Source organism: Pseudomonas sp. 3MAES_34.3B (assembly GCF_058145875.1).
In genome coordinates this window covers 3,847,981-3,874,391 of the sequence record NZ_CM176960.1, presented here as the reverse complement: position 1 = coordinate 3,874,391, position 26,411 = coordinate 3,847,981, and the positions used below count along the sequence as shown (strand labels likewise).

Below are 26,411 nucleotides of genomic sequence, written 5' to 3'. Positions count from 1 at the left end.
GCACCCCGAGGGGTGCCGTTTTGCATAAGAAGAGGAACGCATGAGCAAGCAGATCCTGATTCTCCCCGGCGACGGCATTGGCCCTGAAATCATGGCCGAGGCGGTCAAGGTGCTTAATGTTGCCAACGAGCGCTTCAACCTCGACCTGAGCCTGACCGAAGACGTGATCGGTGGCGCCGCCATCGACCGCCACGGCGTACCGCTGGCAGACGAAACCCTGGAGCGCGCCCGCGCGGCCGATGCCGTGTTGCTAGGGGCCGTGGGTGGCCCGAAGTGGGACAAGATCGAGCGGGACATTCGCCCGGAGCGTGGCCTGCTCAAAATCCGCGCCCAGTTGGGCCTGTTCGCCAACCTGCGCCCGGCCATCCTCTATCCGCAACTGGCCGATGCCTCTTCGCTCAAGCCGGAAATCGTCGCCGGGCTGGATATTCTCATCGTGCGTGAGTTGACCGGTGGCATCTACTTCGGCGCCCCTCGCGGCACCCGTGAGCTGGAAAACGGCGAACGCCAGGCCTACGACACGCTGCCCTACAGCGAGAGCGAAATCCGCCGTATCGCTCGAGTAGGCTTTGAAATGGCCCAGGTGCGCGGCAAAAAACTGTGCTCGGTCGACAAGGCCAACGTCCTTGCGTCCAGCCAGCTGTGGAGAGAGGTGGTCGAGGACCTTGCGAAGGATTATCCTGAGGTCGAGTTGAGCCACATGTATGTGGACAACGCCGCGATGCAGCTGGTACGAGCGCCCAAGCAGTTCGATGTGATGGTCACCGACAACATGTTCGGCGACATCCTCTCCGACGAAGCGTCCATGCTCACCGGCTCCATCGGCATGCTGCCCTCGGCGTCCCTGGATGCCCGCAACAAGGGCATGTACGAGCCCTGCCATGGCTCCGCGCCAGACATCGCGGGCCAGGGCATCGCCAACCCGCTGGCCACCATCCTCTCGGTGTCCATGATGCTGCGTTACAGCTTCAACGAAACCGAAGCGGCCGCAGCCATCGAAGCGGCAGTCGGCAAGGTGCTTGATCAGGGCGTGCGCACCGGCGACATCTGGTCGCAAGGCTGCACGAAGGTCGGTACGCAGGAAATGGGCGACGCAGTAGTCGCGGCCCTGCGAAATCTGTAATCTCTCGGGCCCGCCGCTCCGTCTGCAAGGGCGGCGGCCCACTTTTTTCAAGGGTGTAGTTGCGATGAAACGTGTAGGTCTGATCGGTTGGCGCGGTATGGTCGGTTCCGTGCTCATGCAGCGGATGCTGGAAGAGCAGGACTTCGACCTGATCGAACCGGTATTTTTCACTACCTCCAACGTGGGCGGTGAAGGTCCTGCCGTGGGCAAGGATGTCGCGCCGCTCAAGGATGCGTACAGCATCGAGGAACTGAAAACCCTGGACGTCATCCTCACCTGCCAGGGTGGCGACTACACCAGCGAAGTGTTCCCCAAACTGCGCGAAGCGGGCTGGCAGGGTTACTGGATCGACGCCGCGTCCACCTTGCGCATGCAGGATGACGCGGTGATCGTGCTCGACCCGGTCAACCGCAAGGTGATCGACCAGCAGCTCGATGCCGGTACCCGCAACTATGTGGGCGGCAATTGCACCGTCAGCCTCATGCTGATGGGCCTTGGCGGCTTGTTCGAAGCCGGCCTGGTGGAATGGATGAGCGCCATGACCTATCAGGCGGCGTCCGGTGCTGGCGCGCAGAACATGCGCGAGCTCATCCGCCAGATGGGCGCAACCCACGCCGCGGTCGCCGATGACCTGGCCAACCCGGCCAGCGCCATCCTCGACATCGACCGCAAGGTGGCCGAAGCCATGCGCGGCGAAGCCTTCCCCACCGAGCAGTTCGGCGTACCCCTGTCCGGCAGCCTGATCCCGTGGATCGACAAGGAACTGCCAAACGGGCAAAGCCGTGAGGAGTGGAAAGGCCAGGCCGAGACCAACAAGATCCTCGGCCGCTTCAAGAACCCGGTTCCGGTCGACGGTATCTGCGTGCGCATCGGTGCCATGCGCTGCCATAGCCAGGCGCTGACCATCAAGCTGAACAAGGACGTGCCGATCGCCGACATCGAAGGCATGATCAGCCAGCACAACCCGTGGGTGAAGCTGGTGCCGAACCACCGCGAAGCCAGCATGGCCGAGCTCACGCCTACCCAGGTAACCGGTACCCTGAACGTGCCGGTGGGCCGCCTGCGCAAACTCAACATGGGTTCGCAATTCCTCGGCGCCTTCACCGTCGGCGACCAACTGCTGTGGGGCGCCGCCGAACCGCTGCGCCGCATGCTGCGTATCCTGCTGGAACGCTGATACGCGCAAGGCCCTTCGCGGCTGGTGTGATGTTTCCCGTTCCGGAAACACCGCGCCAGCCGCGTTTTCGTTTTCTCTGCTGAAGGAAAGGCAATGTCCGTCACTTTCGATGTCGCCGTGGTTGGCGCTACCGGTACCGTGGGTGAAACCCTGGTACAAATCCTCGAAGAGCGTGAGTTCCCGCTGGGCCAGCTGTACTTGCTGGGCAGTGAGGCATCGGTGGCCCAGTCGGTACCGTTCCGTGGGCGCAACGTGCGGGTGAAAGCGCTGGACGGCTTCGACTTCCAACAGGTGAAGCTGGTGTTCTTTTGCGCCGGTGAAGCGGTCAGCCAGGCCTATGTGAGCACGGCCAGCGCAGCGGGCTGTACGGTAATCGACTTGGCGGAAGGGCAGGGCACGCCCGTGGTGGTGCCGGAAGTGAACCCTGGCGTTGCACAAGGCCTTGCCCTTCCGGCGGTGATCGCCAGCCCAGGTAGCGTGGCGACGGGCCTTGCCCTGGCGCTGGCGCCGCTGATGCCGTTGCTTGAAATGGAGCAGGTGAATGTTACGGCGTGCCTTTCCATGTCTTCCAAAGGCCGCGATGCCATCCGCGAACTGGCGCGCCAAACCACCGAGCTGCTGAATGCCCGGCCCCTGGAGCCGCGGGTGTTTGACCGTCAGGTGGCCTTCAACCTGCTCGCCCAGGTAGGCGAGCCCGATGCCGCTGGCCACCTCGCGCTGGAAAAACGCGCGCACCGTGAATTGCGCGAACTGCTCGGCCTGCCTTTACTCAAAGCATCCATCAGTTGCATCCAGGCGCCGGTTTTCTTTGGTGACAGCCTTGCCGTGAGCGTACGCTCCCGCACGCCTGTGGATCTTGAAGCCGTGTGTGCCGCGCTGGAAACGGCCCCTGGCGTGGAGTGGACGGGCGCTGATGATTATCCGACCGCGGTAGGGGATGCCGTGGGCCAGGATGCGCTCTATGTGGGCCGTGTGCGCGCCGGATTGGAGGATGCCTGCGAGCTGAACCTGTGGTTGGCGCTGGATAATGTGCGCAAGGGGGCTGCGTTGAATGCGGTGCAATTGGCGGAATTGTTGATAAAACGCCTTTCCTAAAAGATACTTGGGAATACTTTACATAAAGTTTCTTGGTTCACGATGTGAGTCCGGCACGCACAAAAGGATCTGGCCATGGTTCAAGTTCGCAAACTGGTCTTGGCGATAGCCGCTGCCACCGCGCTGTCATCGGGTATGGCGCAAGCCCTGGAACTGGGCGAGCTCACGTTGAAATCGGCGGCCAACCAGCCGCTTGTCGCGGAAATCGAGCTGCGTGATGTCGCTCAGCTCACTGCTCCGGAAATCGTGCCGGGCCTTGCCTCCCCCGAAGAGTTCGCGCGCGCCGGCCTTGACCGTCAGGCCTTCCTGAACCAGTTGAACTTTACCCCGGTGATCAACCCGGGCGGGCGCAGCGTGATTCAGGTCACGTCCCCCGCACCGTTGCCCGAGCCCCTGCTCAAGTTCCTGATGCAGGTGATCTACCCCAGTGGCCGCCTGATGCGCGATTACAGCGTGCTGGTCGACCCGTCCCGCTTCTCGCCGCAAGCCGCAGAGGCCGCCGCGCCGCCCGCTACGCCGGCGGTTACCGCGCCCGCTTCGTCGAATGCTCGGGAATACACCACCACCAACCGGGACACGCTGTGGGAAATTGCCGCGCGCTTCCGTGAGCAGGCTTCGGTGCAGCAGACCATGCTCGCGATTCAGGCGATGAACCCGGACGCGTTCCAGGATGCCAACATCAACCGCCTGCGCGCGGGGCAAGTGCTGCGCCTGCCGGATAACAGCGACGCTACTGCCCTGCCGCAGCCAAAAGCCATCGCTGAAGTGGCCCGGCAGAACGCTGCCTGGCGCGAAGGGCGGCGGTTGGGCCCTCGTGCTCAGCAGCTCGATGCCACTCGCGGCAACGGCCGCGGCAATGCCCCGGCGCCGGCGCAGGGCGACAACCTCAAGCTGGTGTCCGGGGAAGCTGCCAACGAGCGCGCCCGTGGCCTGGCCGGTGACAACAAGGTGCTGTCAGACAAACTGGCGGTGACCCAGGAAAGCCTGGACAGCGCGCAGCGGGAAAATGGCGAATTGCAGAGCCGCATGGCGGACCTGCAAAGCCAGCTGGAGAAGGCTCAGCGCCTGCTGCAACTCAAGAGTGATCAATTGGCGCGCCTGGAGGCTGCGGCCTCGGGCACTCCGGCTTCCAATGCCGCCGAGCCTGGGGCTGCGCAAGAAGGTACAACCCCGGCAGACGGCCAGCCGGCTATCAATGCCCAGCTTACGCCGCCGCCTGAAAGCCAGGAGGCTCCCGCCGAAGGCTCCGCCACACCAGCACCGGCACCGGCCGCGAACGATCCCGCGACAGTTCCGCCTGTGGTGCCCGAACCCGTGGCCGAGGAGGCCCCAAGCAACCCCTGGGTGCTCGGTTCCGCTGCCGGGCTGGCAATTGCCGCCGTACTGCTGGCTGCCTGGCTGCTGGCGCGTCGGCGCAAGGCCCAGCAGGAATCCGAACGCCATGCGCGCATGGCGCGGGAATTGTCCGAGGCCCAGGAGTTTCGCTCCGAGGACTTCGACCTTCCTTCCACCAGCTTCGAAGGGCTAGGCACCCCCTCGCCGAATGTCCGCCTTACGCCAGCGATGGTTGCTGCATCGGCCGCTGCCGCCCAGGCCGCGGAGGCTCCGGTGTACCAACGGCCGAGCAGCCCGCCACTGAAAAATGAACTGCCCACGGTTGCCTCGCTGGTAGTTGCCCCTGCCGCAGACGATGCGCTTACCCAAGCCGACGATCAGATCGCGCAAGGCCGCTACACCCGGGCCAGCGACATCCTGGAAGCCGCTATCGAGGCAGAGCCCGATCGCAGCGACCTGCGCCTCAAACTCATGGAAGTGTTCGCTCATCAAGGCGACCGTGACGGGTTTGTGGCCCAGGAGCGGCGACTGATGGCCACCGGGGCCAACCATGCCCGGGTCAACGAACTCAAGGCTCGCTTCCCGGCGATGGCCGGAGTGGCCGCTGGCTTGAGTGCCGCGGCAGTGGCTGCGGAACTGGACGCCCAATACGTGAAGGACCTGCTGCAGGACGAGCCAAATGCGCCGGAGCCCATCGGCGATGTGTTCGACACGGATTTTGACCTGAGCCTGGATGGCATTGAAACGGCCCCTGAGGAACCGGCCCCGGCAGCAGAGCAAGCCCCGCCCCGCACTGTTCCGCGGGACGAACTGGATTTCGAATCGCTGCTGCGTGAACGTACCGCCTTGCAGGCCTCCGAGGTACCGCCTGCCGAACCGGATGTAGCATCCGATGAACCTGCGCCTTCGCTCGAGGATGAACTGCACGAGGTTGATCCGCTGGACATTGAACCGGGCCCTGCCGAAGCGCCGGACGATATCACTGTGCCGTCGGACCATGAGCGGCTGGAGGATTTCGACCTGTCGCTGTCTGACGACCAGAAAGAAGACCAGGACCGTTTCGCTGCCGACGTGAACGATGTCAATTCCCAGCTCGACCAGCTGTCACGCAGCCTCAGCGAGGCATCGGCCGGCAATAGCCTGCACAGTGCCCAAGGCACCGATGAAGGGCTGGATGAGTTTGATTTCCTGGCCGATTCGGATGAGGTGACCACCAAGCTGGACCTTGCCCGCGCCTACATCGAGATGTCGGACGCCGAAGGTGCCCGGGATATTCTCGATGAGGTGCTCAAGGAAGGTAACGTGGCGCAACAGAAGGAAGCTCGCAAGATGCTCGCCGCCTTGAGTTGATAGCGGTAGTTTATCTCCCGACGGCAGCCGCGCAGGCTGCCGTTGTCGTTTTCCTGGATATGGGTTTCAAGCAGTGACTATCTACCAAAGCGCGGCGGACGAAGTGGCCGCCGACGGTTACACCCGCATTGCATTGGGTGTGGAATACAAAGGCTCGCGTTATAACGGCTGGCAACGCCAGGCCGACGGCGTGCGCAGCGTGCAGGAAACCCTCGAGCGGGCACTTTCCAAGGTAGCAGCGTGCCCTGTGTCGGTCATGTGTGCCGGGCGCACGGATGCCGGCGTGCATGCCTGCGGCCAAGTCGTGCACTTCGATACGCAGGCCGTCCGCCCCGAGCGCGCCTGGGTAATGGGTACCAACGCCGAATTGCCCAATGACATCAGCGTGACCTGGGCGCGCCCCATGCCGCGGGACTTCCATGCCCGCTTCAAGGCGATGTCCCGGCGTTACCGCTACGTGATCTACAACGACCTTATTCGCCCTGCTCATCTGGCCGATGAGGTGACCTGGAACCACCGGCCGCTGGACGTCGAGCGCATGGCGGAAGCGGCGCAGCCGTTGCTGGGCACCCATGACTTCAGTGCGTTCCGGGCCAGCCAGTGCCAGGCAAAATCCCCGATCAAGCAGATGCATCACCTGCGTATCAGCCGGCACGGCCAGATGATCGTCATCGACGTTCGTGCCAGTGCGTTTTTGCACCATATGGTGCGAAACCTGGCCGGTGTGCTGATGGCTATCGGCTCCGGTCAGAAGCCCATCACCTGGGCAGAAGAAGTGCTGCAGGGCCGCGAGCGACGGCAAGGCGGCGTTACCGCACACCCCTACGGGCTTTACCTGGTGCACGTGGAATACCCGGATAGCTACGAAATACCGCCAAGGTATATCGGGCCACATTTCCTTACAGGCTTCTGCGGCCTTGAAGGCTGACGCCCCAAGGTGCTTTTGCTAACATGCCAGGCTTTCCGCAAGCGCTGAGGTAGTAGCCCGATGGCCGCCGTTCGCAGCAAAATCTGTGGTATTACCCGCGTCGAAGACGCGCTGGTGGCGGCACATGCCGGTGCCGACGCCATTGGCCTGGTGTTCTACCCTCGCAGCCCCCGGGCGGTTACCGTCCTCCAGGCGCGCGAAATTATCAACGCCTTGCCCCCTTTCGTTACCACGGTGGGGCTCTTCGTCAATGCCAGCGCCTGCGAAATCAACGAAACACTGGATGCCGTCGCCCTCGGCCTGCTGCAGTTTCACGGGGACGAGACACCCGAAGACTGCGGCCGTTACGGGCACCCGTATATCAAGGCACTGAGGGTTCGGCCCGGGGACGATATCGCGGGGGCGTGCAGGCGGTACCAGGGCGCCAGCGGCCTGCTGCTCGATGCTTTTGTGGAAGGTGTACCTGGCGGTACCGGCCTGGCTTTCGATTGGGGGCTGGTTCCGGCGGAGCTGGACAAACCCATCATCCTGGCCGGTGGGCTCACCCCTGAAAACGTCAGCGAGGCCATCGAGCAGGTGCGCCCCTACGGGGTGGACGTAAGCGGCGGGGTAGAGCGCAGCAAAGGTATAAAGGACGCCCGTCGCGTGGAGGCTTTCGTCAAGGCTGTGCGCTCCTGGCGTTGACTTGGCCGGGCGGTATGGCAATGTGACGGCGGCGACCTTGCCGCCGTCGTACGTTTCTAGCGTGCCTTGCAGGCCCCACAAGGTGGCCCGGTACGCCTATAGCTATTTTCGAGAGGGTGAAGCGTCACGCGCTCCCCTGGTGTTGAATGACCGTGGCGGCGCTGGCCCCCAGGTCCGGCCCGCACAGGGTTTGCCCAGTTACTGGAGAAACAAGCATGAGCAACTGGTTGGTAGACAAACTGATCCCTTCGATCATGCGTTCCGAAGTGAAGAAGAGTTCGGTTCCCGAGGGCCTGTGGCACAAGTGCCCGAACTGCGAGGCGGTACTCTACCGGCCCGAGCTCGAGAAAACCCTCGACGTTTGCCCCAAGTGCAACCATCACATGCGCATTGGCGCTCGCGCCCGCCTGGATATCTTCCTCGATGCCGAGGGCCGCGAGGAGCTGGGTGCCGAGCTCGAGCCGGTTGACCGCCTGAAGTTCAAGGACGGCAAGAAGTACAAGGATCGCCTCACCGCTGCGCAAAAGCAGACCGGTGAAAAGGACGCACTGATTTCCATGAGCGGTACCCTGATGGGCATGCCGATCGTGGCCAGTGCCTTCGAATTCAGCTTCATGGGCGGCTCCATGGGTGCCATCGTGGGTGAGCGTTTCGTTCGCGCCGCCAACTACGCGTTGGAAAATCGCTGCCCGATGGTGTGCTTCGCGGCGTCCGGTGGCGCCCGCATGCAGGAGGCACTGATCTCCCTGATGCAGATGGCCAAGACCTCCGCGGTGCTGGCGCGGCTGCGCGAAGAAGGCATTCCGTTCATTTCGGTACTGACCGACCCGGTGTACGGCGGTGTTTCCGCCAGCCTGGCCATGCTCGGTGACGTTATTGTCGGCGAGCCCAAGGCGCTGATCGGCTTTGCCGGCCCGCGAGTGATCGAGCAGACCGTGCGCGAAAAACTGCCGGAAGGTTTCCAGCGCAGTGAGTTCCTGCTGGAGCACGGCGCCATTGACCTGATCGTTCACCGTCAGGAGCTACGCCCTCGCGTTGCGCGCCTGCTGGCCCAGATGATGAACGTGCCTACCCCTGGCCAGGCGGTGATTTCCGCTCAGCCCGCCGAGCCGGCCGCCGTGACCACGCCTGCAGCGGTATGAAACCTCGCACCCTGGACGCCTGGCTGGCGTACCTTGAACAGCTGCACCCCGTGGCAATCGACATGGGGCTGGAGCGGTCACGAGAGGTATTCCAGCGGTTGGGCCTTGGGCCCCTGGCGCCTCGGGTCATCACTGTAACGGGGACCAACGGCAAGGGTTCCACCTGCGCCTTCCTCGCCAGCCTGCTGGCAGGGCAGGGCCTGCGTGTGGGGGTGTACAGCTCGCCTCACCTGCTGCGCTATAACGAGCGCGTTCGCCTGAATGGTGCCGAGGCCTCGGATGCGCAGCTCTGCGCTGCGTTCGAGGCCGTGGAAGCAGCACGGGGTGACGTGTCGCTCACCTATTTCGAAATGGGTACCCTGGCGGCCTTCTGGCTGTTTGCCCCTGCGGGCCTCGACGCCGTGGTACTGGAAGTGGGGCTCGGTGGCCGTCTCGATACCGTCAACCTGGTGGACGCCGACCTTGCTGTGATCACCAGCATCGGCATCGACCACGCCGACTATCTGGGCAATACCCGAGAATCGGTAGCGTTCGAGAAGGCCGGGATACTCCGCTCCGGTCGGCCTGCGCTCTGCGGCGACCTCGATCCGCCAGCGCCTCTGCTCGAAAAGGCTCGCAGCCTGGGTTGCCCCTTGCTTCTGCGCGGCCATGAATTCGACCTGCAAATGCACGGGGAAGGTTGGAACTGGCAAGGGCAGGGCGCCGAAGGCCAGGTGCTCGGCCTGGTGAACCTGCCACAACTGGACCTGCCCATGGAAAACGCGGCGCTTGCCTTGCAGGCCTTCGCACTCCTTGGGCTGCCCTGGGAAGCGGACAGCATTGCCGAGGCGCTGCGAACCACCCGTGTCACCGGCCGCCTGGATCGACGGGACGTTGCATGGAAAGGCAAGCGGGTGCGCCTGCTGCTGGACGTAGGGCATAACCCCCATGCCGCGCAATACCTGCGGGGGCGGCTGCCACCGATTGCCGCGCCTGGCATTCGCCGTGCGGTATTCGGGCTGCTGGCTGACAAGGACCTTGCGGGCGTGATCGAGCCGCTGCTGGGTTGTGTGTCTGACTGGGCCGTATGCCCCTTGCCATCGCCTCGTAGCCGTTCCGTTGAGTCACTGCAGGCAGCCTTGTCGAACCTTGAGGCTGTAACAACGTCACATGGCAGTGTCGAGGCGGCCCTTGAGCATCAATGTGATCTGGCTGGCCCCGGCGACGAGATACTCGTGTTCGGATCTTTCTTTTGTGTAGCCGATGCCTTGCCATGGATCGAGCGGCACGGCCTGGAGGTAGCCGCGGATGGCTCTGCTGGATAACGTCTTCAAGCAACGCATGGTCGGCGCGCTGGTGCTGATTGCACTGGCAGTGGTGTTTTTGCCCATGCTGTTCAGCCGCCCGGACGAGCTTCGTGAGGTGCGTGTGAATGCACCCTCGGCGCCGGCCGCACCCGTTGTGCCGGACGTGAGTGTGCAGCCGGCGGCAGTTCCGGACGCGCCCCCGCCTACTGTGGTCGAGGATGCGGCACCCGCGACGGCTCCGTCCGCCGCACATGCTCCGGCGCCACCGATTACCGCCAAGGCACCTGCCCAGGCTCATCCGCCCAGCATGCCCATCGCCTCCGCCCCCACGGTCACCGCGCCCACGGCAGGCGCGCCCGCGGCGGCGCAGCCCAAAGTGGCGGCCCAGCCTGCCACCCCTGCGGCAACCGCGCAGGCCAACAGGCTGGACCCTAGCGGTGTACCGGTGAGTTGGGCGGTGCAACTGGCCAGCCTGTCCAGCCGCGCAGGTGCCGATACCCTCCAGAAAACCCTTCGCACTCAGGGCTACAACGCCTATGTTCGCTCGGCCGAGGGCAAGAACCGCGTGTTCGTTGGGCCGCTGATCGATCGTGCGGAAGCCGAACGCCTTCGCGATGTGATCAATCGCCAGCAAAACCTGAAGGGGTTCGTAGTGCGCTTCGAGCCTGAGCGCACCTGAATCGTGTTCTTTGAAGCCTGTCACGGCTTTGGCAGGTGGCCAGTTTCCCGGTCCCCCAGGTATGGCCATCGGCTCCCTTTCCGGTCATAGCCCCTGCCAATGGCAGCGATCCGATAATGCTGCTTAACCGGAACCTTCCCGTCTGCTAAAATGCGCGGCCTTATCCGTCTGCAGGCCGAAAAGTGGCTTTTACCTGGGTTGACTGGGCGATCATTGCGGTCGTCGCTATCTCTGCGTTGATCAGCTTGAAGCGCGGCTTCGTCAAGGAAGCCCTCTCGCTGGTAACGTGGATAGTCGCAGGCGCCGTGGCCTGGATGTTCGGCGGCGGCCTTTCGCAGTACCTAGAAGGTTATATTCAAACGCCATCAGCGCGCGTGATCGCCAGTTGCGTCATTCTGTTCGTTGCCACCCTGTTGGTAGGCGCGATGGTCAATTTCCTCATAGGCGAACTCATTCGTGTCACCGGGCTGTCTGGAACAGACCGCTTTCTCGGCATGGTGTTCGGCGCCGCGCGTGGCGGGCTGCTGATCGTCATTGCCGCCGGCCTGCTCAGCCTGGGTCCCGTTCAGCAGGATCCATGGTGGCAACAGTCGCAATTGCTACCGCGCTTTCTTCTCGTTGCAGACTGGTCAAAGAACCTCATTCTTGGAATGAGCAGTCAATGGCTGGCGGCCGGGGTCACTTCCCCGGTCGAGATTCCGTTCAAGGAGCATCTCTTGCCTGCGCCCAAAGGCCATGAGCAAGGGTCCGTTCAGGTTCACTAAGTAGGGGTTGTGTCGCATGTGTGGCATCATCGGTATCGTCGGTAAGTCGAACGTCAATCAGGCACTGTATGACGCATTAACCGTCTTGCAGCATCGCGGCCAGGACGCTGCCGGTATTGTGACCAGCCACGACGGCCGGTTATTCCTTCGCAAGGACAACGGCCTGGTCCGTGATGTCTTCCAGCAGCGCCATATGCAACGGCTGGTGGGGCATATGGGCATCGGCCATGTGCGCTATCCCACCGCTGGCAGCTCCACCTCGGCAGAGGCGCAACCGTTCTACGTCAACTCTCCTTACGGGATCACCCTGGCGCACAACGGTAACCTCACCAACGTCGAGCAGTTGGCCAAGGAGATCTACGAATCGGATCTGCGCCACGTCAACACCAGCTCGGACTCCGAGGTGCTGCTCAACGTCTTCGCTCATGAGCTGGCCGTGCGCGGCAAGCTGCAGCCCACCGAGGAAGATGTCTTCGCCGCAGTGAAAGACACCCACAAGCGTTGCCGTGGCGGCTACGCCGTAGTGGCGATGATCACCGGCTACGGGATCGTCGGCTTCCGCGACCCTAACGCCATTCGTCCCATCGTGTTCGGCCAGCGCCATACCGACGAAGGCGTGGAGTACATGATCGCCTCCGAAAGCGTCGCGCTCGACGTGTTGGGCTTCACCCTGATTCGCGACCTGGCGCCGGGCGAAGCGGTGTACATCACCGAAGACGGCAAGCTGCACACGCGCCAGTGCGCGCCGAACCCGCAGTACGCGCCCTGCATCTTCGAGCACGTGTACCTGGCCCGGCCGGATTCGATCATCGACGGGATCTCGGTGTACAAGGCGCGCCTGCGCATGGGCGAAAAGCTGGCCGAGAAAATCCAGCGCGAACGGCCAGACCACGACATCGATGTGGTAATCCCGATCCCGGACACCAGCCGCACCTCGGCGCTGGAGCTGGCGAATCAGTTGGGCGTGAAATTCCGTGAAGGCTTCGTGAAAAACCGTTACATCGGCCGTACCTTCATCATGCCGGGGCAAGCGGCTCGCAAGAAGTCTGTTCGGCAGAAGCTCAACGCCATCGAACTCGAATTCCGCGGCAAGAACGTGATGCTGGTGGACGACTCCATCGTGCGTGGCACCACCTGCAAGCAGATCATCCAGATGGCCCGTGAAGCCGGCGCCAGGAAGGTCTACTTCTGCTCCGCGGCGCCAGCGGTGCGCTACCCCAACGTGTACGGCATCGACATGCCGAGCGCGCATGAGCTGATCGCACATAACCGCAGCACACAGGAAGTAGCCGACCTTATCGGTGCCGACTGGCTGATCTACCAGGACCTGCCAGACCTGATCGATGCAGTGGGCGGGGGCAAGGTGAAAATCGACCAGTTCGATTGCGCAGTATTTGATGGCAACTACGTCACCGGCGACGTGGACGCGGCCTACCTCAGCAAGATCGACACGGCCCGCAACGACGTGGCCAAGGTGAAAACCCAGGCCGTGAGCGCCATCATCGACCTGTACAACAACTGAAGGAGCAGAGCATGAGCCAGGAATGGGACGCAGGGCGCCTCGACAGTGATCTGGAAGGCGTAGGTTTCGACACCCTGGCCGTGCGTGCGGGCCAGCACCGCACCCCGGAAGGGGAGCACAGCGACCCGCTGTTCTTCACGTCCAGTTACGTGTTCCGCACCGCGGCAGATGCAGCGGCACGCTTTGCCGGTGAAGTCCCGGGCAATGTCTATTCCCGGTACACCAACCCTACCGTGCGCTCCTTCGAAGAGCGCATGGCGGCATTGGAAGGCGCCGAGCAGGCGGTCGGTTTCGCGACCGGCATGGCAGCGATCACCGGCGTGGCGATGGGGTTGTGCAGCGCGGGGGACCACGTGCTGGTGTCCCAGAGCGTTTTCGGCTCCACCATCAGCCTGTTCGACAAGTACTTCAAGCGCTTCGGTATCGAGGTGAGCTACGTGCCGCTGGCTGACGTTGCCGGTTGGGAACGGGCCATCAAGCCCAATACGCGGCTGCTGTTCGTGGAGTCGCCGTCCAACCCGCTGGCTGAACTGGTCGATATCGCCGCGCTGGCCGAAGTCGCCCATGCCCGGGGTGCGCTGCTGGTCGTGGACAACTGCTTCAGCACGCCGGCCCTGCAACAGCCTTTGAAGCTGGGCGCGGACATTGTGGTGCATTCGGCCACCAAGTTCATCGACGGCCAGGGCCGTTGCATGGGCGGTGTGGTAGCGGGGCGTGCCGAGCATATGAAGGAAATGGTCGGCGTGGTGCGTACCGCCGGCGCTTCGCTCAGCCCGTTCAATGCCTGGATCTTCCTCAAGGGGCTGGAAACGCTCAGCCTCAGGATGCGCGCTCACTGCGCCAGCGCGCAGGCCTTGGCCGAGTGGCTGGAGCAGCAGGATGGCATCGAGAAGGTGTACTACGCCGGCCTTGAAAGCCATCCGCAGCACGAATTGGCGAAGCAGCAGATGCGCGGCGGCTTCGGCGGTGTGGTCAGCTTCGAAGTGAAAGGCGGCAAGCAGGGTGCATGGGCGTTTATCGACGCTACCCGGCTGGTGTCCATCACCGCGAACCTGGGCGATAGCAAGACCACCATCACTCACCCGGCGACCACCTCGCACGGGCGCTTGTCCCCGCAAGAGCGCGAAGCGGCCGGGATTCGTGACAGCCTGATCCGTGTGGCGGTGGGCCTGGAAGACCTCGCGGACCTGCAGGCGGACATGGCGCGAGGCCTGGCTGCGCTGTGATTCCGATGGAAATTGCCCGTACCGGCTTTCGCGATGCTCGCGTTGCGCTGGTCACGGGCGCGGCGCGGGGCATCGGCCTGGGCATTGCCGCCTGGCTGCTGGTAGAGGACTGGAAGGTAGTGCTCGCCGACGTGGATGCGGCTCGGGGCGCGCACGTGGCCGAGGTACTGGGGGAGGGTGCTGCTTTCGTTGCCATGGACGTGGCTGATGAGCGGCAGGTGATTGCCGGGGTAGCCCAGGCGCTGGCGCGCTTCGGCCGGCTGGACGCCCTGGTGTGCAACGCGGCGATCACCGATGCACATGGCGGGCCTATCGAAAGCGTGCCCCTTGCGCACTGGCAGCGGGTGATCGGCGTGAACCTCACCGGCACCATGCTGATGGCCAGGCACTGCGCGCCTTACCTGCGCGCCCGCAATGGCGCGATCGTGAACATCTGCTCCACCCGCGCGCATCAGTCAGCGCCAGACACCGAAGCCTATGCGGCAAGCAAGGGCGGCGTGTTGGCACTTACCCATGCACTGGCTATCAGCCTTGCTCCGGAAATCCGTGTCAATGCGATCAGCCCTGGGTGGGTCGATGCACGCGATCCCTCCGAGCGCCGCGCTCAAGCGTTGAGCGAGGCGGACCATGCGCAGCATCCCGTCGGGCGGGTAGGTACCGTGGAAGACATCGCCGCGGCTGCGGCGTGGCTGTTGTCGCCCAATGCCGGGTTCGTGACGGGCCAGGAGTTGATCATCGACGGTGGCATGACCCGCAAGATGATTTACGTCTGACCACGGGCGGTATGGGGCGTAACGGCCAGAACAGCCTTTTTGAAAAAAACTTCAAGCAGGGTATTGACTTACATTCGCCTCATCGCCAAAATGCGCACCACTTCGACGCAGTACACGGGTGATTAGCTCAGCTGGGAGAGCATCTGCCTTACAAGCAGAGGGTCGGCGGTTCGATCCCGTCATCACCCACCACTTCGAAGTGCTCTGATTCTAGAGCGGACGAAAGTCCACCGACGCGCAGCGGTAGTTCAGTCGGTTAGAATACCGGCCTGTCACGCCGGGGGTCGCGGGTTCGAGTCCCGTCCGCTGCGCCATTTTTCCCAGGTATCGTTAACCCGCTGCCTGAGATCGAAGCAACCACCCCGCTTCGGTCAGCCAGTTTCACTTCGGGCGAAAGCCTGAGCGATACGCAGCGGTAGTTCAGTCGGTTAGAATACCGGCCTGTCACGCCGGGGGTCGCGGGTTCGAGTCCCGTCCGCTGCGCCATCTTTGGTCCGAAACGTTGAACGGTTTCGGATCTACAGAAAACGACCTTCGGGTCGTTTTTTTTTGCCCGCTGTTTTTAAACGGAGGCATGTCTTCTGCGCTTACCTCGACGGGCCTGCGCAGGTTTATGGAAATGCCCTATAACCGTGAGGGTTGTTCTCCGGCGCACTGCATTGGTTCGCCTTATCCCCCGGTAAATACGCGCAACGCTCAGAAATTCAATGAGTTAGGTTCTGGCACAGAGGTTGCTAAACCTTTGGGGTCCATCGCAACGCATGGGCCGACCTTCCGGCTGATCAATGTCGATCACCCGGCCGGGCACTGGTGAGCAACGCGGCTCCCCATACATAACTGACTGAATACCAGGCAAAGGCGCCTGGAGCTCTCACGGGCTCCAGGCGCCTTTTTCGTTTTTGCGGGGCCAAGGCCTCGAGGCGAGGTAGCGTATGAACTCGATTCTGACTCACAAGCCGCGCGAGCAACTGATCATCGTGGGTAACGGCATGGTCGGCCACCATTTGCTGGAGCAGTTGGCCCAGCGCGGCGCTGTGGCACGTTATGACGTGCATGTGTTCGGCGAAGAGCGGCAGCGTGCTTACGACCGCGTGCATTTGTCCGAATATTTCACCGGTAAGGATGCCGAAGCCTTGGCCATGAATGGCCCCTCGTTCTATCGCGACAACAGCATGCAGGCCCACCACGATGAGGCCGTGCGGGAGATTGATCGCGCCAACCGCGCCATCGTCACGAACAAAGGCCGCTACCACTATGACCGGCTGGTGCTGGCCACGGGCTCTTATCCGTTTGTGCCCCCCATTGCCGGCTGCGAAGGTGATGCACGGCTGGTGTACCGAACCCTCGACGACCTCGACCGCATCCGCCTGGCAGCCCAAGGTGCTCGCCGAGGGGTGGTAGTGGGCGGCGGGCTTCTGGGGCTCGAGGCCGCCAATGCCTTGAAGTCACTCGGGCTCGAAGCGCATGTAGTGGAGTTCGCACCGCGGCTGATGCCGGTGCAATTGGACAGTGAAGGTGGTGCAGCCTTGCGGGCCCGTATCGAAGCCCTCGGGGTGGGCGTGCACCTGGCACGGGCGACCCAGAGCGTGGAAGCGGGGGAAACGCACCGCTACCGCATGAATTTCGACGACGGGGAGCACCTGGAAACCGACCTGATCGTGTTCTCGGCGGGTATTCGACCGCAGGATGCCCTCGGCCGGGCGTGTGGCCTGGATATCGCCCCACGAGGCGGCGTGGTGATTGACAGCGAGTGCCGCAGCAGCGACCCCGCAATCTTCGCCATCGGTGAATGTGCGTCCTGGAACGGCAGCGTGTTCGGCCTGGTTGCTCCGGGATACACCATGGCGCGTAACCTGGCTGATTTGCTGACCGGTAGCGACGCCGGCACTTTCACCGGCGCGGATATGTCGACCAAGCTCAAGCTGCTTGGCGTGGACGTAGGCTCCATTGGCGATGCCCATGGCACCACCCCGGGCGCGCGCAGCTATCGCTTTATTGACGAGGCAACCGGCAGTTACCGGCGGCTGGTGGTCGACGCCAGCGGCAGCAAAGTGCTGGGCGCTGTGCTGGTAGGCGATAACAGCTACTACGACACGCTACTGCAATACGCCCAGAACGGCTTGCCGCTGCCCACGGACCCTGCGGTGCTCATCCTCCCTCAAGGCGAGGCCGCGCCTTTGCTGGGCCCGGACGCGCTGCCCGCCACAGCGACTATCTGTTCCTGCCACAACGTGAGCAAGGGGGCGATCTGCGGCGCTATCGACAGCGGCTGTGGCGATCTTGCGTCCGTAAAGTGTCAGACAAAGGCAGGCACAGGCTGCGGTGGCTGTTCGGCTCTGCTCAAGCAAGTGTTCGAGCACGAGCTCAGCGCCCGCGGCGTGACCGTGGACAAGAGCCTTTGCGAGCACTTCGCCTACACCCGCCAGGAGCTCTATGCCCTGGTACGCGTTGAAGGCATTCAAACGTTCGAGGAGTTGCACGCACGCCACGGTCGAGGCAGCCTGGGGTGCGATACCTGCAAGCCCACAGTTGGCAACATCCTGGCCTCGTGCTGGAACCAGCCCGTGATGAACCCTTCGCTGGTACCGCTGCAGGACACCAACGACACCTTCATGGCCAACATGCAGAAGAACGGCACCTATTCGGTGGTGCCGCGCATCCCGGGTGGCGAAATCACTCCCGACAAGCTCATAGCGATCGGCGCGGTGGCGAAGAAATACGACCTCTACACCAAGATCACCGGTGGTCAGCGGATCGACCTCTTCGGCGCACAGCTGCATGAGCTTCCGGATATCTGGAGCGAGTTGATCGAGGCAGGCTTTGAAACCGGCCATGCGTATGGCAAGTCGACTCGCACGGTGAAATCCTGCGTAGGCAGCACCTGGTGCCGCTACGGCGTGCAGGACAGCGTGGCAATGGCCTTGCTGATCGAGGATCGCTACAAAGGCCTGCGCTCGCCGCACAAGCTCAAGTTCGCCGTGTCGGGCTGCACCCGCGAATGCGCGGAAGCCCAGAGCAAGGACGTGGGCGTGATTGCCACCGAGAAGGGCTGGAACCTTTACCTGTGCGGCAACGGCGGCATGCGCCCCCGCCATGCCGAACTGTTCGCGACCGACCTGGACGACGCCACGCTCATTCGTTACATCGACCGCTTCCTGATGCTGTACATCCGCACGGCGGACAAGCTTCAGCGCACCTCCGTATGGCGCGAAAGCCTGGAAGGCGGGCTGGATTACCTCAAGGCCGTGGTGATTGACGACAGCCTTGGGTTAGCCGCTGAGCTGGAAGCCCAGATGCAACTGGTGGTCGATCGCTACGAGTGCGAGTGGGCCAACGCGCTGAAGGACCCGGAGAAACTCAAGCGCTTCCGCACCTTCGTGAACGAAAAACATGCCGACCCGGGCGTGCAATTTGTACGCGAACGCGGCCAGCGCCGGCCGGCTCGCGCCGATGAACTTTGCCTGATTCCCGTTACCGCCACCGAGGAGGCATGACATGAACCAGCCAGCCACTGTTTACCGTACCGATACCCCGTGGGCCACCCTGTGCGGGCTCGACGACCTGGTGCCCAACTCGGGCGTCGTGGCGTGGCACGAAGGCCAGCAGATCGCCCTGTTCTACCTCCCGGGCCAGGCCCCCGAGCTGTTCGCCCTCGACAACCGCGACCCGCGCTCCGGCGCCAACGTGATCGGCCGCGGCATCATCGGCAACCTCGGCGGCGAGCCGGTGGTGGCGGCGCCGCTGTACAAACAGCACTTCAGCCTGGTGGACGGCCACTGCCTCGAAGATGCTGGCCAAGCTCTGAGAACCTGGCCCGTGAGGCTGGTGGAGGGCAGGGTGGAGATCGGTGGCTGAGCGCTCCGCAGCGGCAAGCTGCAAGCTGCAAGCCGTAAGCTGGAAGCTGCAAGAGCAAGCTCGGCTTGAAGCTTGAAGCTTGAAGCTTGAAGCTTGAAGCTTGTTAAACTCCCGCCATGAACCTCGACAACCGCATCAAATTTCGCCACCTGCTGTGTTTCCTGGAAATCGCCCGCCATGGCAGTTTCGCTCGCGCGGCGGATGCCATGGCGATCAGCCAGCCGGCGATATCCAAAACCTTGAAGGAGCTTGAAGACCTGCTCCAGGCGCGGCTGTTCGAGCGCAGCAAGGGCGGGGTGGCGCTGACCCCTGCGGGGGTGCGCTTCATGCGGTACGCGGGGCCCTGTGTGCAGGCGTTGCGTGACGGCGTAAGCACGTTGCGCGACAGCAGCCATGAGCCGCCTCACGTGCGCGTGGGTGCCCTATCTACGGTTGAAAGCCAGTTCATGGCCCAAGTGCTGAGCTTGTTGCATGAGCGTCACTCGGCACTGGTGGTGAGCGTGGCCACCGGCCCTGGCGCCTACCTCTTGGGGCAGCTGCATGTGGGCGAACTCGACCTGGTGATCGGCCGTGTGGCCGACAACCCACAAATCCAGGGCCTGACCTTCGAGCACCTGTACAGCGAAGCGATGACGCTCGTGGTGCGGCCGGGGCACCCTTTGCTCGGTGCCACCCCCGTGGACGTGACCCGCATACCCGCGTTCCCGCTGGTGTTGCCGTTGGCGGGCACCACCATTCGCAAGCATGCCGACAGCCTGTTCGTACAGTGTGGCATTCCACCCTCGGCGCAACGGCTGGAAACCCTGTCCCCGACCTTGAGCCGTCGATACGTGCAGGGCAGCGATGCGGTCTGGGTTGCCCCGCGTGATGCCGTTCACCTGGATATCCGTCAGGGTGAACTGTGCGAGTTGAGCCTGGGGGTGAGTGAGCCGGGCGGTTCGGTGGGCATCTGCGGGAACGCTGCCTTGCCGTTGTCGCTACCCGGCCAGTGGCTGTGTGATGTGGTGCGAGAGGTGGCCGCAAGGTACCGCGACGGAGAAGCTCAACTGGAACAACACACGCCTGCCGACCGCCCGCGCGGCGGTTAAACGATCTTTCACCTGCGCGATCGAAAATCCTTTGGTAGCTTGAACTTATCTGATTATTCCCCCTCCTATGGCATAGCCATTGGTCGGGCCTGCCTGCTAAGCTCGCGGCTTAACTCGACCGCCCTTCGTATGGCGCCCCTCACAAGGAAACAGCATGAAACAGCATCGGTTGGCGGCTGCGATCGCCCTGGTTGGCTTGGTTCTCGCCGGTTGCGATAAGCAGACCAGCAGCGTCGAGCTGAAAACCCCGGCTCAGAAAGCCTCCTACGGCATCGGCCTGAACATGGGCAAAAGCCTCGCCCAGGAAGGCATGGACGACCTCGATTCCAAGGCAGTGGCCCTTGGCATTGAAGACGCTGTCGGCAAAAAAGAGCAGAAGCTCAAGGATGACGAGCTGGTCGAGGCCTTTGCCGCGCTGCAGAAGCGCGCCGAAGAGCGCATGACCAAGATGAGCGAGGAGTCCATGGCCGCTGGCAAGAAATTCCTTGAAGAGAACGGCAAGAAGGACGGCGTGGTCACTACCGCTTCCGGCTTGCAGTACCAGGTGGTGCAGAAGGCCGATGGCCCGCAGCCCAAGCCTACCGACGTGGTCACCGTGCACTACACCGGCAAGCTGATCGACGGCAAGGTATTCGACAGCTCCGTGGAGCGCGGCAGCCCGATCGACCTGCCTGTCAGCGGCGTGATTCCGGGTTGGGTCGAAGGCCTCCAACTGATGCACGTGGGCGAGAAGGTCAAGCTCTTCATCCCGAGCGACCTGGCCTACGGCGCGCAAAGCCCGAGCCCGACCATTCCGGCCAACTCGGTGCTGGTGTTCGATCTCGAACTGCTGGGCATCAAGGATCCGGCCAAGGCCCAGGCTGAAGGTGACGACGCCGAACAGGCCGCACCGGCGGACGAAGCCCCGGCTGAAGCGCCCGCCAAGGCGCAGTAAGGCCCCAGGCTGCTGCTCCCACAACGCCCCGCATTTGCCGGGGCGTTGTTGTTTTCGGCTGGTTGAAAGCCGCGGATCAGGCGAACCTGGCCAATCGAAAGCGAACCCCTGAGGGTGCTGAAAGTCAGAGATGGAGGGCTTGCGCCTGGGCGTGCGGGCTGTTATGCGGGGGGTTTTGTCAGCGGATGTGAACGAAAAAGCGCCGATTTGACCTTCGCCCCGTCCCGCTGGGGCTTTCAGCCCGATCCAAGGCCACTGTTCACATGGTTATCCACAAATATTGTGGATATCCTTCAACGAATGACCGGGAGGCTTCATGAAGGCACCATTCGGCTTCACCCAGTTTTTGCCACTGGCCGAGCGCCTGGTCGCGCGCGGCCGGTTACCTGCGCTGGCCATCGCTGTTGCCCGTAAAGTACGCGGCAAGCGCCTGGGCCAAGTGAAAGAAGATGTCGCATTGTTACAGGCGCTGTGCATGGCGTACTGGCGCGGCGAATACCGCGCGATCAGCGCAAAGGCCATTCTGTCAGTGGTAGCGGGGCTGCTCTACTTTGTCAGCCCTATCGATGCGATCCCCGACTGGCTGCTGGGGGTAGGCATGCTCGACGACATCGCCGTGCTCGGCTGGGTGATGAAAGTGCTGCAGGGCGAGCTGGATGCCTTCCGTGCATGGCGTGGCCGGCAACAGCCCGAAACCCTGAGTGTAGTGGAGCGTGTGCCCGAGCAGAGCGTGCCGCTGGAGGGCGAATACCTGCGCCGCCCTTGAGCCGCGCGCATTGACGTATGTCGGCGAGGCGCCCTGTCGCACTTCACGGAAAGGTCTGGGCTGTTAAGATGTTTGAAGCCGGTGAAGACCATTCAAGTGACAGGGTCATCAAGGAGGGCTCCGATGACATATGTATCTCAGCGTTTTGAAAGTTGCCTCGTTGTGCCTGGCGTAGCCTCGGGCGAGGGGAGCGACCGATGAGCGTGAGGATCAGTCGGCAACATTGGGACGGCTTGCTCGGTGAACTGGATGTAGCACGAAGGCAGCGCCACCTGCTGACCTATCGCGCCTTGCTCGAGCGTCTGCAACTGCCAAGCCCCGCCATGCAAACCCTCACCGCGGCACTTGAGCATCTGGCGATGCTCGATGCCCGCGCCGAACAGCCCTTGCGTAGCTCATTGGTGATCAGCCAAGGCGCAAGCCGCCTGCCGCGAACCGGTTTCTTCGAATGTGTGGAAAGGCTAGGCCGCTTTTCCGGCCCGGTCGACGGGATCGCCGCGGCTTCGTGGCACGCTTCGGAGGTGGTACGGGTGTTCGAGTACAGTTATCCCGGTAAGTCGATGAGCTGAACGGCGTCGTTTTCGCGAGCTTGCGCCGCCTATTGTAGGAGCAAGCGAAGCCGCAGGCGGGCTCGCGAATGAGGGCTTGAGAAAACAGTAATCCGCTTCCCACAGCGTTAAAGCGCCTACAGCGGGATGGCCACAAGCACAGGAGGCTTCGCGAACACCGCCGACCCCGCAATCTCCTTGGCGCTGTGTTTGGCCTCCGAAGCCTGTGCGGCCAGGTCCTCGGCATTCAGCCCTGCGCAGTCCCCGGCATTCAGGTGCACCACGCCGATGGACAGCGACAGCAACGGGAAGGCCTGCCGTACGCCCTGGCGGTTGTGCGAAACAAAGCAACCGGCCTCCAGGTGCTCGCTGCGGTAGAACCGCCGGCACTGTTGGGTGAAGTCTTCGATCAGGCGGTCCAGCCGGGGTCGCCAGTCGCCCGAGCCGATCACCAGCATGAAGTCGTCCCCGCCGATGTGGCCGAGAAAGTCGCGGCTGGGGTCAACCCGCTCGCTCAGGCAGTGGGCGAGGCACAGCAATACCTCATCGCCGCGGCTATAGCCGTACAGGTCGTTGAAGGGTTTGAAACTGTCGATATCGATGTAGCACACCGCTACTTCACGGCCTTGGGCGAGTACTCGCTCCAGGCACTGGCGAATGGGTACATTGCCTGGCAGCAGCGTGAGCGGGTTGGCATAGCGGGCCTGTTCGATCTTCAGCTCGGTGATCAACTTCAACACGTCGATCACCCGCCCAAGCCCTTGATAGGCCCCGCCTTCGGTGATGATGAAGTCTTCTTCGATGCGCTGGCGCGCCCGGCTGGTGAGCAGCCGGCTTACCTGCTGCAGCGACTGGCCCAGCTCCACGGCAAGGAAATCCTCGCTCATCAGGCGGCTGATCGGCTTGCGTGCGAACAGGTCGGTGGCGAAGGGTTTGAGCAGCGCATCGGAAAGCGAGTGACGGTGAACGATCCCGCACGGGCGGCGTTCCGCATCCAGCACAGCCATCGAGTTCAGATTCGCCTGCAGGCGGAACGCCTCCAGCACACGAGCAATCGGCGTGTCGTGGGCCACTGCGGGCTGCTCCAGCAGCAGGTTGCGCAGGTCCCGTGCTTCCTCGGCCAAGGCCGGTGTGGCCTCCACGCGCGGCAGCATCTCGGTTGCCTCCCGGGGTGGCCGTTCATGCGGCCTGGCAAGCAGATAGCCTTGCACCAGGTCGACGCCCATTTCGGTCAACACCGCCAATTCTTCTACCTGTTCGATGCCTTCGGCGATCACCTGCGCCCGGGAGCGGCGGGCGATTTGCAGGATCGAGCCTACGAATTCCCGCTTGAGCGCGTCCTGGTGAATGCCCTCGATGAAGTGCCGGTCGATCTTTACGTAATCGGGGCGCAGCTCGGACCACAGCCGCAGGCTCGAATACCCGGCGCCCAGGTCGTCCAGCGCGATGGTAAAGCCCATGCTGCGATAATGGTGCAGCGCTCTGGACAGCAGCTGGAAGTCATCCGTCGGGGTTTGCTCAGTGAGTTCGATCACCACCTGGCTGGGCGACAGCCCATAGCGTTGCAGCAGCTGCAATGTAAGCCCGGACGGGTGTATGGGTTCAAGCAGCGATTCGGGCGATACGTTGAGGAACAGCTTGCCCTGCAACCGCTGTGCGCTGAAGCATTTGCAGGCGGTTTGCCGGCACAACACTTCGAGCTCGCTGAGGTGCCCGGTTTGCCGGGCCACGGCAAAGAGGTTGAGCGGAGAGTGAAGCGGGCTGTTGGACGGGCCTCGGGTGAGTGCTTCATAGCCCAGCACTCGCCGCTCGGCGAGGGAAACGATCGGCTGGAACAGGGTATGCACATTGCCTTGGGCGAGAATGGCACTCAGGGCGCCGAGCTGTTCGGTGATGGTCATGCGTGTTCCGATGCCGAGAATGAAAAAGGCCGGGCATCGCTGCCCGGCCTCGTATTTCACGACAGTTGCGTGACAGGATGATGACTAAAACGCCATCAGCCTGCAGCGCTATCACCTTTCACATCAGTGCTTGGCCACCTGGGTATTCAGCCGCAGGTAGTCGATCAGGATGCGCCCGGTTTCACTCAGGTAGGCGTCGTCCTCGGGCTTGCTGTCGTCCGGCGCGCCGGCCAGCGGGTCTTCGTCCTCTTTCTTCAGTTCCTTGAGCGGCTCCTGCCCCTTGGCCTTGCGGCGGGCATTTTCCAGCGCAAGCTGCTGCGCCTCGATGCTGGTGTGCTCGGCACGGCGCTGGGCTTCGTTGAGGCTCACGGTTTTTTCGTCAGCGAGTTTCTGGCTGAGCGCCAGGCGGTCGCGGATATAAGCGAATTCCGCGTCGCCTTCGGTCCGCTTGTCATGCAAGGTCTTGAGCTGCGCCAGGAACGGCTTGAAGGGGTCGGTTTCCGGTTTGACGGCAGGCCGGATGGTGTCCCACGGCATGGCTTCGGGCAGCGCGCTCTCGCCGATTTCCTTGGTGTCGATGATCGACGGGTAAGCGATGTCTGGCAGTACGCCCTGGTGCTGGGTGCTCTGGCCGGACACCCGATAGAACTTGGCCAGCGTAAGCTTGAGTTCGCCATGGTTCAGCGGCTGGATCGTTTGCACGGTCCCCTTGCCGAAGGTCTGGCCACCGATGATCAGCGCACGGTGGTAGTCCTGCATGGCGCCAGCGAAGATCTCCGAGGCAGAAGCCGAGAGGCGGTTGACCAGCAACGCCAGCGGCCCCTTGTAGAAGGCGCCCGGGTTTTCGTCTTCGAGCACGTCGACCTTGCCGTCGCTGTTGCGCACCAGCACCGTCGGGCCTTTCTCGATGAACAGGCTGGTGAGCTCGGTCGCTTCCTGCAGAGAGCCGCCGCCGTTGTTGCGCAGGTCGATGACCACGCCGTCGACCTTTTCTTTCTGCAGCTCGCTGAGCAGCTTCTTCACGTCCCGGGTGGTGGACTTGTAGTCCGGATCCCCGGCCCGGAAGGCTTTGAAGTCCAGGTAGAACGCCGGGATTTCAATCACGCCCAGTTTATAGTCGTGGCCGTTCTGGTTCAGGTGCAGCACGGATTTCTTCGCGGCCTGCTCTTCGAGCTTCACCGCTTCACGCGTGATGGACACGATCTTGCTGGTCTGGTCGTTCGGCGCGTTGGTGTGCGGGATCACTTCCAGGCGCACCACCGAGCCCTTGGGCCCTCGGATCAGCTTGACCACTTCATCCAGGCGCCAGCCGACCACGTCGACCATTTCCTTGTCGCCCTGGGCTACCCCGATGATTTTGTCCGAAGGCGCGACCTGCTTGGTCTTGTCCGCCGGGCCGGCCGGTACCAGCCGCACGATCTTCACCTGATCGTTGTCGCTCTGCAGCACGGCCCCGATGCCTTCCAGGGAAAGGCTCATGTTGATATCGAAGTTTTCTGCGTTGTCAGGCGACAGGTAGTTGGTGTGCGGATCGTAGGACTGGGCGAAGGTATTGATGTACGCCTGGAAGATGTCTTCGGCGCGAGTTTGATCGAGCCGTGCCAGTTGGTTCTTGTAGCGCTTGGTCAAGGTTTCCTGGATCTGCTTGGAATCCTTGCCCGCCAGCTTCATGCGCAGCACTTCGTCCATCACCCGCTTGCGCCACAGGCCATCCAGGTCGGCGGTGGTTGCCAGCCATGGGGAATCCTTGCGGTCCACTTCGAGCGTTTCGTTGGTGCTGAAGTCCATCTTGTCCACGCCGTCGTCCAGCAGGTCGAGGGCATAATCGAGGCGGGCCTTCACGCGATCCAGGTAACGCTTGTAAATGGTGAAGCCAGGATCGAGGTTTCCGTTTTTCAGGAAATCATCGAACTGGGTTTTCCACTTGTCGAACTCTTCGATATCACTGGCCAGGAAATAACTACGGGACGGATCCAGCAGTTTGATATAGCTGTCATAGATGATGACCGAGCGCGCATCGTTCAGCGGAGGTTTGCTGTAATGATGGCGTTTTAACAACTCGACGACGTTGAGGCTGGCGATCACCTCGTCGCGGTCGGGCTGAAGGCTGTTCCAGCTATTGGCCGCAAAGCCTGGGGCTGACAGCAGGCTGAGGCTGATGCCTAACGCCAGGGCGGTACCGGGGAATAGTTGCTTCATGCTCATTCGACGAGGGGACAGTTGATAACGCATATT

At 62.8% G+C, this 26,411-nt stretch carries 21 protein-coding genes and 3 tRNA genes; 22 read left to right on the top strand and 2 right to left on the bottom strand.

Features of this window, described 5'->3' with window-relative positions; genetic code table 11:
• Positions 1-40 precede the first annotated feature (40 nt).
• The 22 genes from leuB (at position 41) to AC3Z8Y_RS17015 (ending at position 22,296) form a co-directional block, all read left to right on the top strand.
• A complete protein-coding gene (gene leuB / locus AC3Z8Y_RS17120; RefSeq protein WP_225772602.1) occupies positions 41-1,123 on the top strand; it encodes a 3-isopropylmalate dehydrogenase in 1,083 nt (360 codons plus the stop codon).
• A 64-nt stretch (positions 1,124-1,187) separates the two neighbouring features.
• Entirely contained in the window at positions 1,188-2,300 is a 1,113-nt protein-coding gene (asd, locus tag AC3Z8Y_RS17115; protein ID WP_225772604.1) for an aspartate-semialdehyde dehydrogenase, read from the top strand.
• A gap of 93 nt (positions 2,301-2,393) precedes the next feature.
• The gene (locus AC3Z8Y_RS17110; protein WP_490086838.1) at positions 2,394-3,395 is read left to right on the top strand and encodes an aspartate-semialdehyde dehydrogenase; all 1,002 of its coding nucleotides are present in this window, start codon (positions 2,394-2,396) and stop codon (positions 3,393-3,395) included.
• Positions 3,396-3,470: 75 nt separating this feature from the next.
• Positions 3,471-6,080 (top strand): FimV/HubP family polar landmark protein, encoded by a 2,610-nt coding sequence (locus tag AC3Z8Y_RS17105; RefSeq protein ID WP_490086837.1) that lies wholly within the window; start codon positions 3,471-3,473, stop codon positions 6,078-6,080.
• A gap of 73 nt (positions 6,081-6,153) precedes the next feature.
• A complete protein-coding gene (truA, locus tag AC3Z8Y_RS17100; protein ID WP_490086836.1) occupies positions 6,154-7,008 on the top strand; it encodes a tRNA pseudouridine(38-40) synthase TruA in 855 nt (284 codons plus the stop codon).
• A gap of 60 nt (positions 7,009-7,068) precedes the next feature.
• Positions 7,069-7,692 (top strand): phosphoribosylanthranilate isomerase, encoded by a 624-nt coding sequence (locus tag AC3Z8Y_RS17095; RefSeq protein ID WP_490086835.1) that lies wholly within the window; start codon positions 7,069-7,071, stop codon positions 7,690-7,692.
• A gap of 215 nt (positions 7,693-7,907) precedes the next feature.
• A complete protein-coding gene (gene accD, locus AC3Z8Y_RS17090) occupies positions 7,908-8,834 on the top strand; it encodes an acetyl-CoA carboxylase, carboxyltransferase subunit beta (RefSeq protein WP_490086834.1) in 927 nt (308 codons plus the stop codon).
• Positions 8,831-10,138 carry a bifunctional tetrahydrofolate synthase/dihydrofolate synthase gene (folC, locus tag AC3Z8Y_RS17085; protein ID WP_490086833.1) on the top strand — a complete coding sequence of 436 codons (1,308 nt, stop codon included), beginning with the start codon at positions 8,831-8,833 and terminating at the stop codon, positions 10,136-10,138. The genes accD and folC overlap by 4 nt, the downstream gene beginning before the upstream one ends.
• Positions 10,122-10,799 (top strand): SPOR domain-containing protein, encoded by a 678-nt coding sequence (locus AC3Z8Y_RS17080; RefSeq protein ID WP_490086832.1) that lies wholly within the window; start codon positions 10,122-10,124, stop codon positions 10,797-10,799. Before folC ends, AC3Z8Y_RS17080 begins: the two co-directional genes overlap by 17 nt.
• Before the next feature lie 182 nt (positions 10,800-10,981).
• Positions 10,982-11,563 (top strand): CvpA family protein, encoded by a 582-nt coding sequence (locus tag AC3Z8Y_RS17075; protein WP_181111665.1) that lies wholly within the window; start codon positions 10,982-10,984, stop codon positions 11,561-11,563.
• 16 nt (positions 11,564-11,579) lie between these two features.
• Positions 11,580-13,085 carry an amidophosphoribosyltransferase gene (gene purF, locus AC3Z8Y_RS17070; RefSeq protein ID WP_181111666.1) on the top strand — a complete coding sequence of 502 codons (1,506 nt, stop codon included), beginning with the start codon at positions 11,580-11,582 and terminating at the stop codon, positions 13,083-13,085.
• A gap of 11 nt (positions 13,086-13,096) precedes the next feature.
• The gene (locus AC3Z8Y_RS17065; RefSeq protein ID WP_490086831.1) at positions 13,097-14,311 is read left to right on the top strand and encodes an O-succinylhomoserine sulfhydrylase; all 1,215 of its coding nucleotides are present in this window, start codon (positions 13,097-13,099) and stop codon (positions 14,309-14,311) included.
• A gap of 5 nt (positions 14,312-14,316) precedes the next feature.
• The gene (locus AC3Z8Y_RS17060) at positions 14,317-15,084 is read left to right on the top strand and encodes an SDR family oxidoreductase (protein ID WP_490086830.1); all 768 of its coding nucleotides are present in this window, start codon (positions 14,317-14,319) and stop codon (positions 15,082-15,084) included.
• A gap of 116 nt (positions 15,085-15,200) precedes the next feature.
• Positions 15,201-15,276 (top strand) — tRNA-Val (locus AC3Z8Y_RS17055).
• 45 nt (positions 15,277-15,321) lie between these two features.
• Positions 15,322-15,398 (top strand) — tRNA-Asp (locus AC3Z8Y_RS17050).
• 95 nt (positions 15,399-15,493) lie between these two features.
• Positions 15,494-15,570, top strand: a tRNA-Asp gene (locus AC3Z8Y_RS17045).
• 446 nt (positions 15,571-16,016) lie between these two features.
• On the top strand, positions 16,017-18,578 hold the full coding sequence (gene nirB / locus AC3Z8Y_RS17040) for a nitrite reductase large subunit NirB (RefSeq protein WP_490086829.1): 2,562 nt from the start codon (positions 16,017-16,019) through the stop codon (positions 18,576-18,578).
• Between the two features lies 1 nt (position 18,579).
• Positions 18,580-18,939, top strand: a complete 360-nt coding sequence (gene nirD, locus AC3Z8Y_RS17035; protein ID WP_490086828.1) for a nitrite reductase small subunit NirD — start codon at positions 18,580-18,582, stop codon at positions 18,937-18,939.
• A gap of 116 nt (positions 18,940-19,055) precedes the next feature.
• Positions 19,056-20,027 carry a pca operon transcription factor PcaQ gene (pcaQ, locus tag AC3Z8Y_RS17030; RefSeq protein WP_490086827.1) on the top strand — a complete coding sequence of 324 codons (972 nt, stop codon included), beginning with the start codon at positions 19,056-19,058 and terminating at the stop codon, positions 20,025-20,027.
• A 154-nt stretch (positions 20,028-20,181) separates the two neighbouring features.
• On the top strand, positions 20,182-20,961 hold the full coding sequence (gene bamJ / locus AC3Z8Y_RS17025) for a BamJ family beta-barrel-assembly machinery protein (RefSeq protein ID WP_181111673.1): 780 nt from the start codon (positions 20,182-20,184) through the stop codon (positions 20,959-20,961).
• Positions 20,962-21,277: 316 nt separating this feature from the next.
• Positions 21,278-21,727: a YkvA family protein gene (locus AC3Z8Y_RS17020; RefSeq protein WP_490086826.1), complete on the top strand. Its 450-nt coding sequence runs from the start codon at positions 21,278-21,280 to the stop codon at positions 21,725-21,727.
• 197 nt (positions 21,728-21,924) lie between these two features.
• Positions 21,925-22,296: a hypothetical protein gene (locus AC3Z8Y_RS17015; protein WP_181111675.1), complete on the top strand. Its 372-nt coding sequence runs from the start codon at positions 21,925-21,927 to the stop codon at positions 22,294-22,296.
• A gap of 116 nt (positions 22,297-22,412) precedes the next feature.
• Here AC3Z8Y_RS17015 and AC3Z8Y_RS17010 read toward each other — a convergent pair whose 3' ends face one another.
• Entirely contained in the window at positions 22,413-24,176 is a 1,764-nt protein-coding gene (locus tag AC3Z8Y_RS17010) for a bifunctional diguanylate cyclase/phosphodiesterase (RefSeq protein ID WP_490086825.1), read from the bottom strand.
• Between the two features lie 123 nt (positions 24,177-24,299).
• Positions 24,300-26,375, bottom strand: coding sequence for a carboxy terminal-processing peptidase (locus AC3Z8Y_RS17005; protein WP_490086824.1), 2,076 nt, complete (start codon positions 26,373-26,375; stop codon positions 24,300-24,302).
• Between the last annotated feature and the right edge of the window lie 36 nt (positions 26,376-26,411).

What these genes read in the sequence shown, in the direction of transcription:
- purF (WP_181111666.1), top strand. Translation starts at nt 11,580, where the DNA reads ATGTGTGGCATCATCGGTATCGTCGGTAAGTCGAACGTCAATCAGGCA.
- folC (WP_490086833.1), top strand. Translation starts at nt 8,831, where the DNA reads ATGAAACCTCGCACCCTGGACGCCTGGCTGGCGTACCTTGAACAGCTG.
- AC3Z8Y_RS17105 (WP_490086837.1), top strand. Translation starts at nt 3,471, where the DNA reads ATGGTTCAAGTTCGCAAACTGGTCTTGGCGATAGCCGCTGCCACCGCG.
- accD (WP_490086834.1), top strand. Translation starts at nt 7,908, where the DNA reads ATGAGCAACTGGTTGGTAGACAAACTGATCCCTTCGATCATGCGTTCC.
- leuB (WP_225772602.1), top strand. Translation starts at nt 41, where the DNA reads ATGAGCAAGCAGATCCTGATTCTCCCCGGCGACGGCATTGGCCCTGAA.
- nirB (WP_490086829.1), top strand. Translation starts at nt 16,017, where the DNA reads ATGAACTCGATTCTGACTCACAAGCCGCGCGAGCAACTGATCATCGTG.
- asd (WP_225772604.1), top strand. Translation starts at nt 1,188, where the DNA reads ATGAAACGTGTAGGTCTGATCGGTTGGCGCGGTATGGTCGGTTCCGTG.
- bamJ (WP_181111673.1), top strand. Translation starts at nt 20,182, where the DNA reads ATGAAACAGCATCGGTTGGCGGCTGCGATCGCCCTGGTTGGCTTGGTT.
- nirD (WP_490086828.1), top strand. Translation starts at nt 18,580, where the DNA reads ATGAACCAGCCAGCCACTGTTTACCGTACCGATACCCCGTGGGCCACC.
- AC3Z8Y_RS17010 (WP_490086825.1), bottom strand. Translation starts at nt 24,176, where the DNA reads ATGACCATCACCGAACAGCTCGGCGCCCTGAGTGCCATTCTCGCCCAA.
- AC3Z8Y_RS17110 (WP_490086838.1), top strand. Translation starts at nt 2,394, where the DNA reads ATGTCCGTCACTTTCGATGTCGCCGTGGTTGGCGCTACCGGTACCGTG.
- pcaQ (WP_490086827.1), top strand. Translation starts at nt 19,056, where the DNA reads ATGAACCTCGACAACCGCATCAAATTTCGCCACCTGCTGTGTTTCCTG.
- AC3Z8Y_RS17060 (WP_490086830.1), top strand. Translation starts at nt 14,317, where the DNA reads ATGGAAATTGCCCGTACCGGCTTTCGCGATGCTCGCGTTGCGCTGGTC.
- AC3Z8Y_RS17080 (WP_490086832.1), top strand. Translation starts at nt 10,122, where the DNA reads ATGGCTCTGCTGGATAACGTCTTCAAGCAACGCATGGTCGGCGCGCTG.
- AC3Z8Y_RS17020 (WP_490086826.1), top strand. Translation starts at nt 21,278, where the DNA reads ATGAAGGCACCATTCGGCTTCACCCAGTTTTTGCCACTGGCCGAGCGC.
- AC3Z8Y_RS17095 (WP_490086835.1), top strand. Translation starts at nt 7,069, where the DNA reads ATGGCCGCCGTTCGCAGCAAAATCTGTGGTATTACCCGCGTCGAAGAC.
- AC3Z8Y_RS17065 (WP_490086831.1), top strand. Translation starts at nt 13,097, where the DNA reads ATGAGCCAGGAATGGGACGCAGGGCGCCTCGACAGTGATCTGGAAGGC.
- AC3Z8Y_RS17015 (WP_181111675.1), top strand. Translation starts at nt 21,925, where the DNA reads ATGAGCGTGAGGATCAGTCGGCAACATTGGGACGGCTTGCTCGGTGAA.
- AC3Z8Y_RS17005 (WP_490086824.1), bottom strand. Translation starts at nt 26,375, where the DNA reads ATGAAGCAACTATTCCCCGGTACCGCCCTGGCGTTAGGCATCAGCCTC.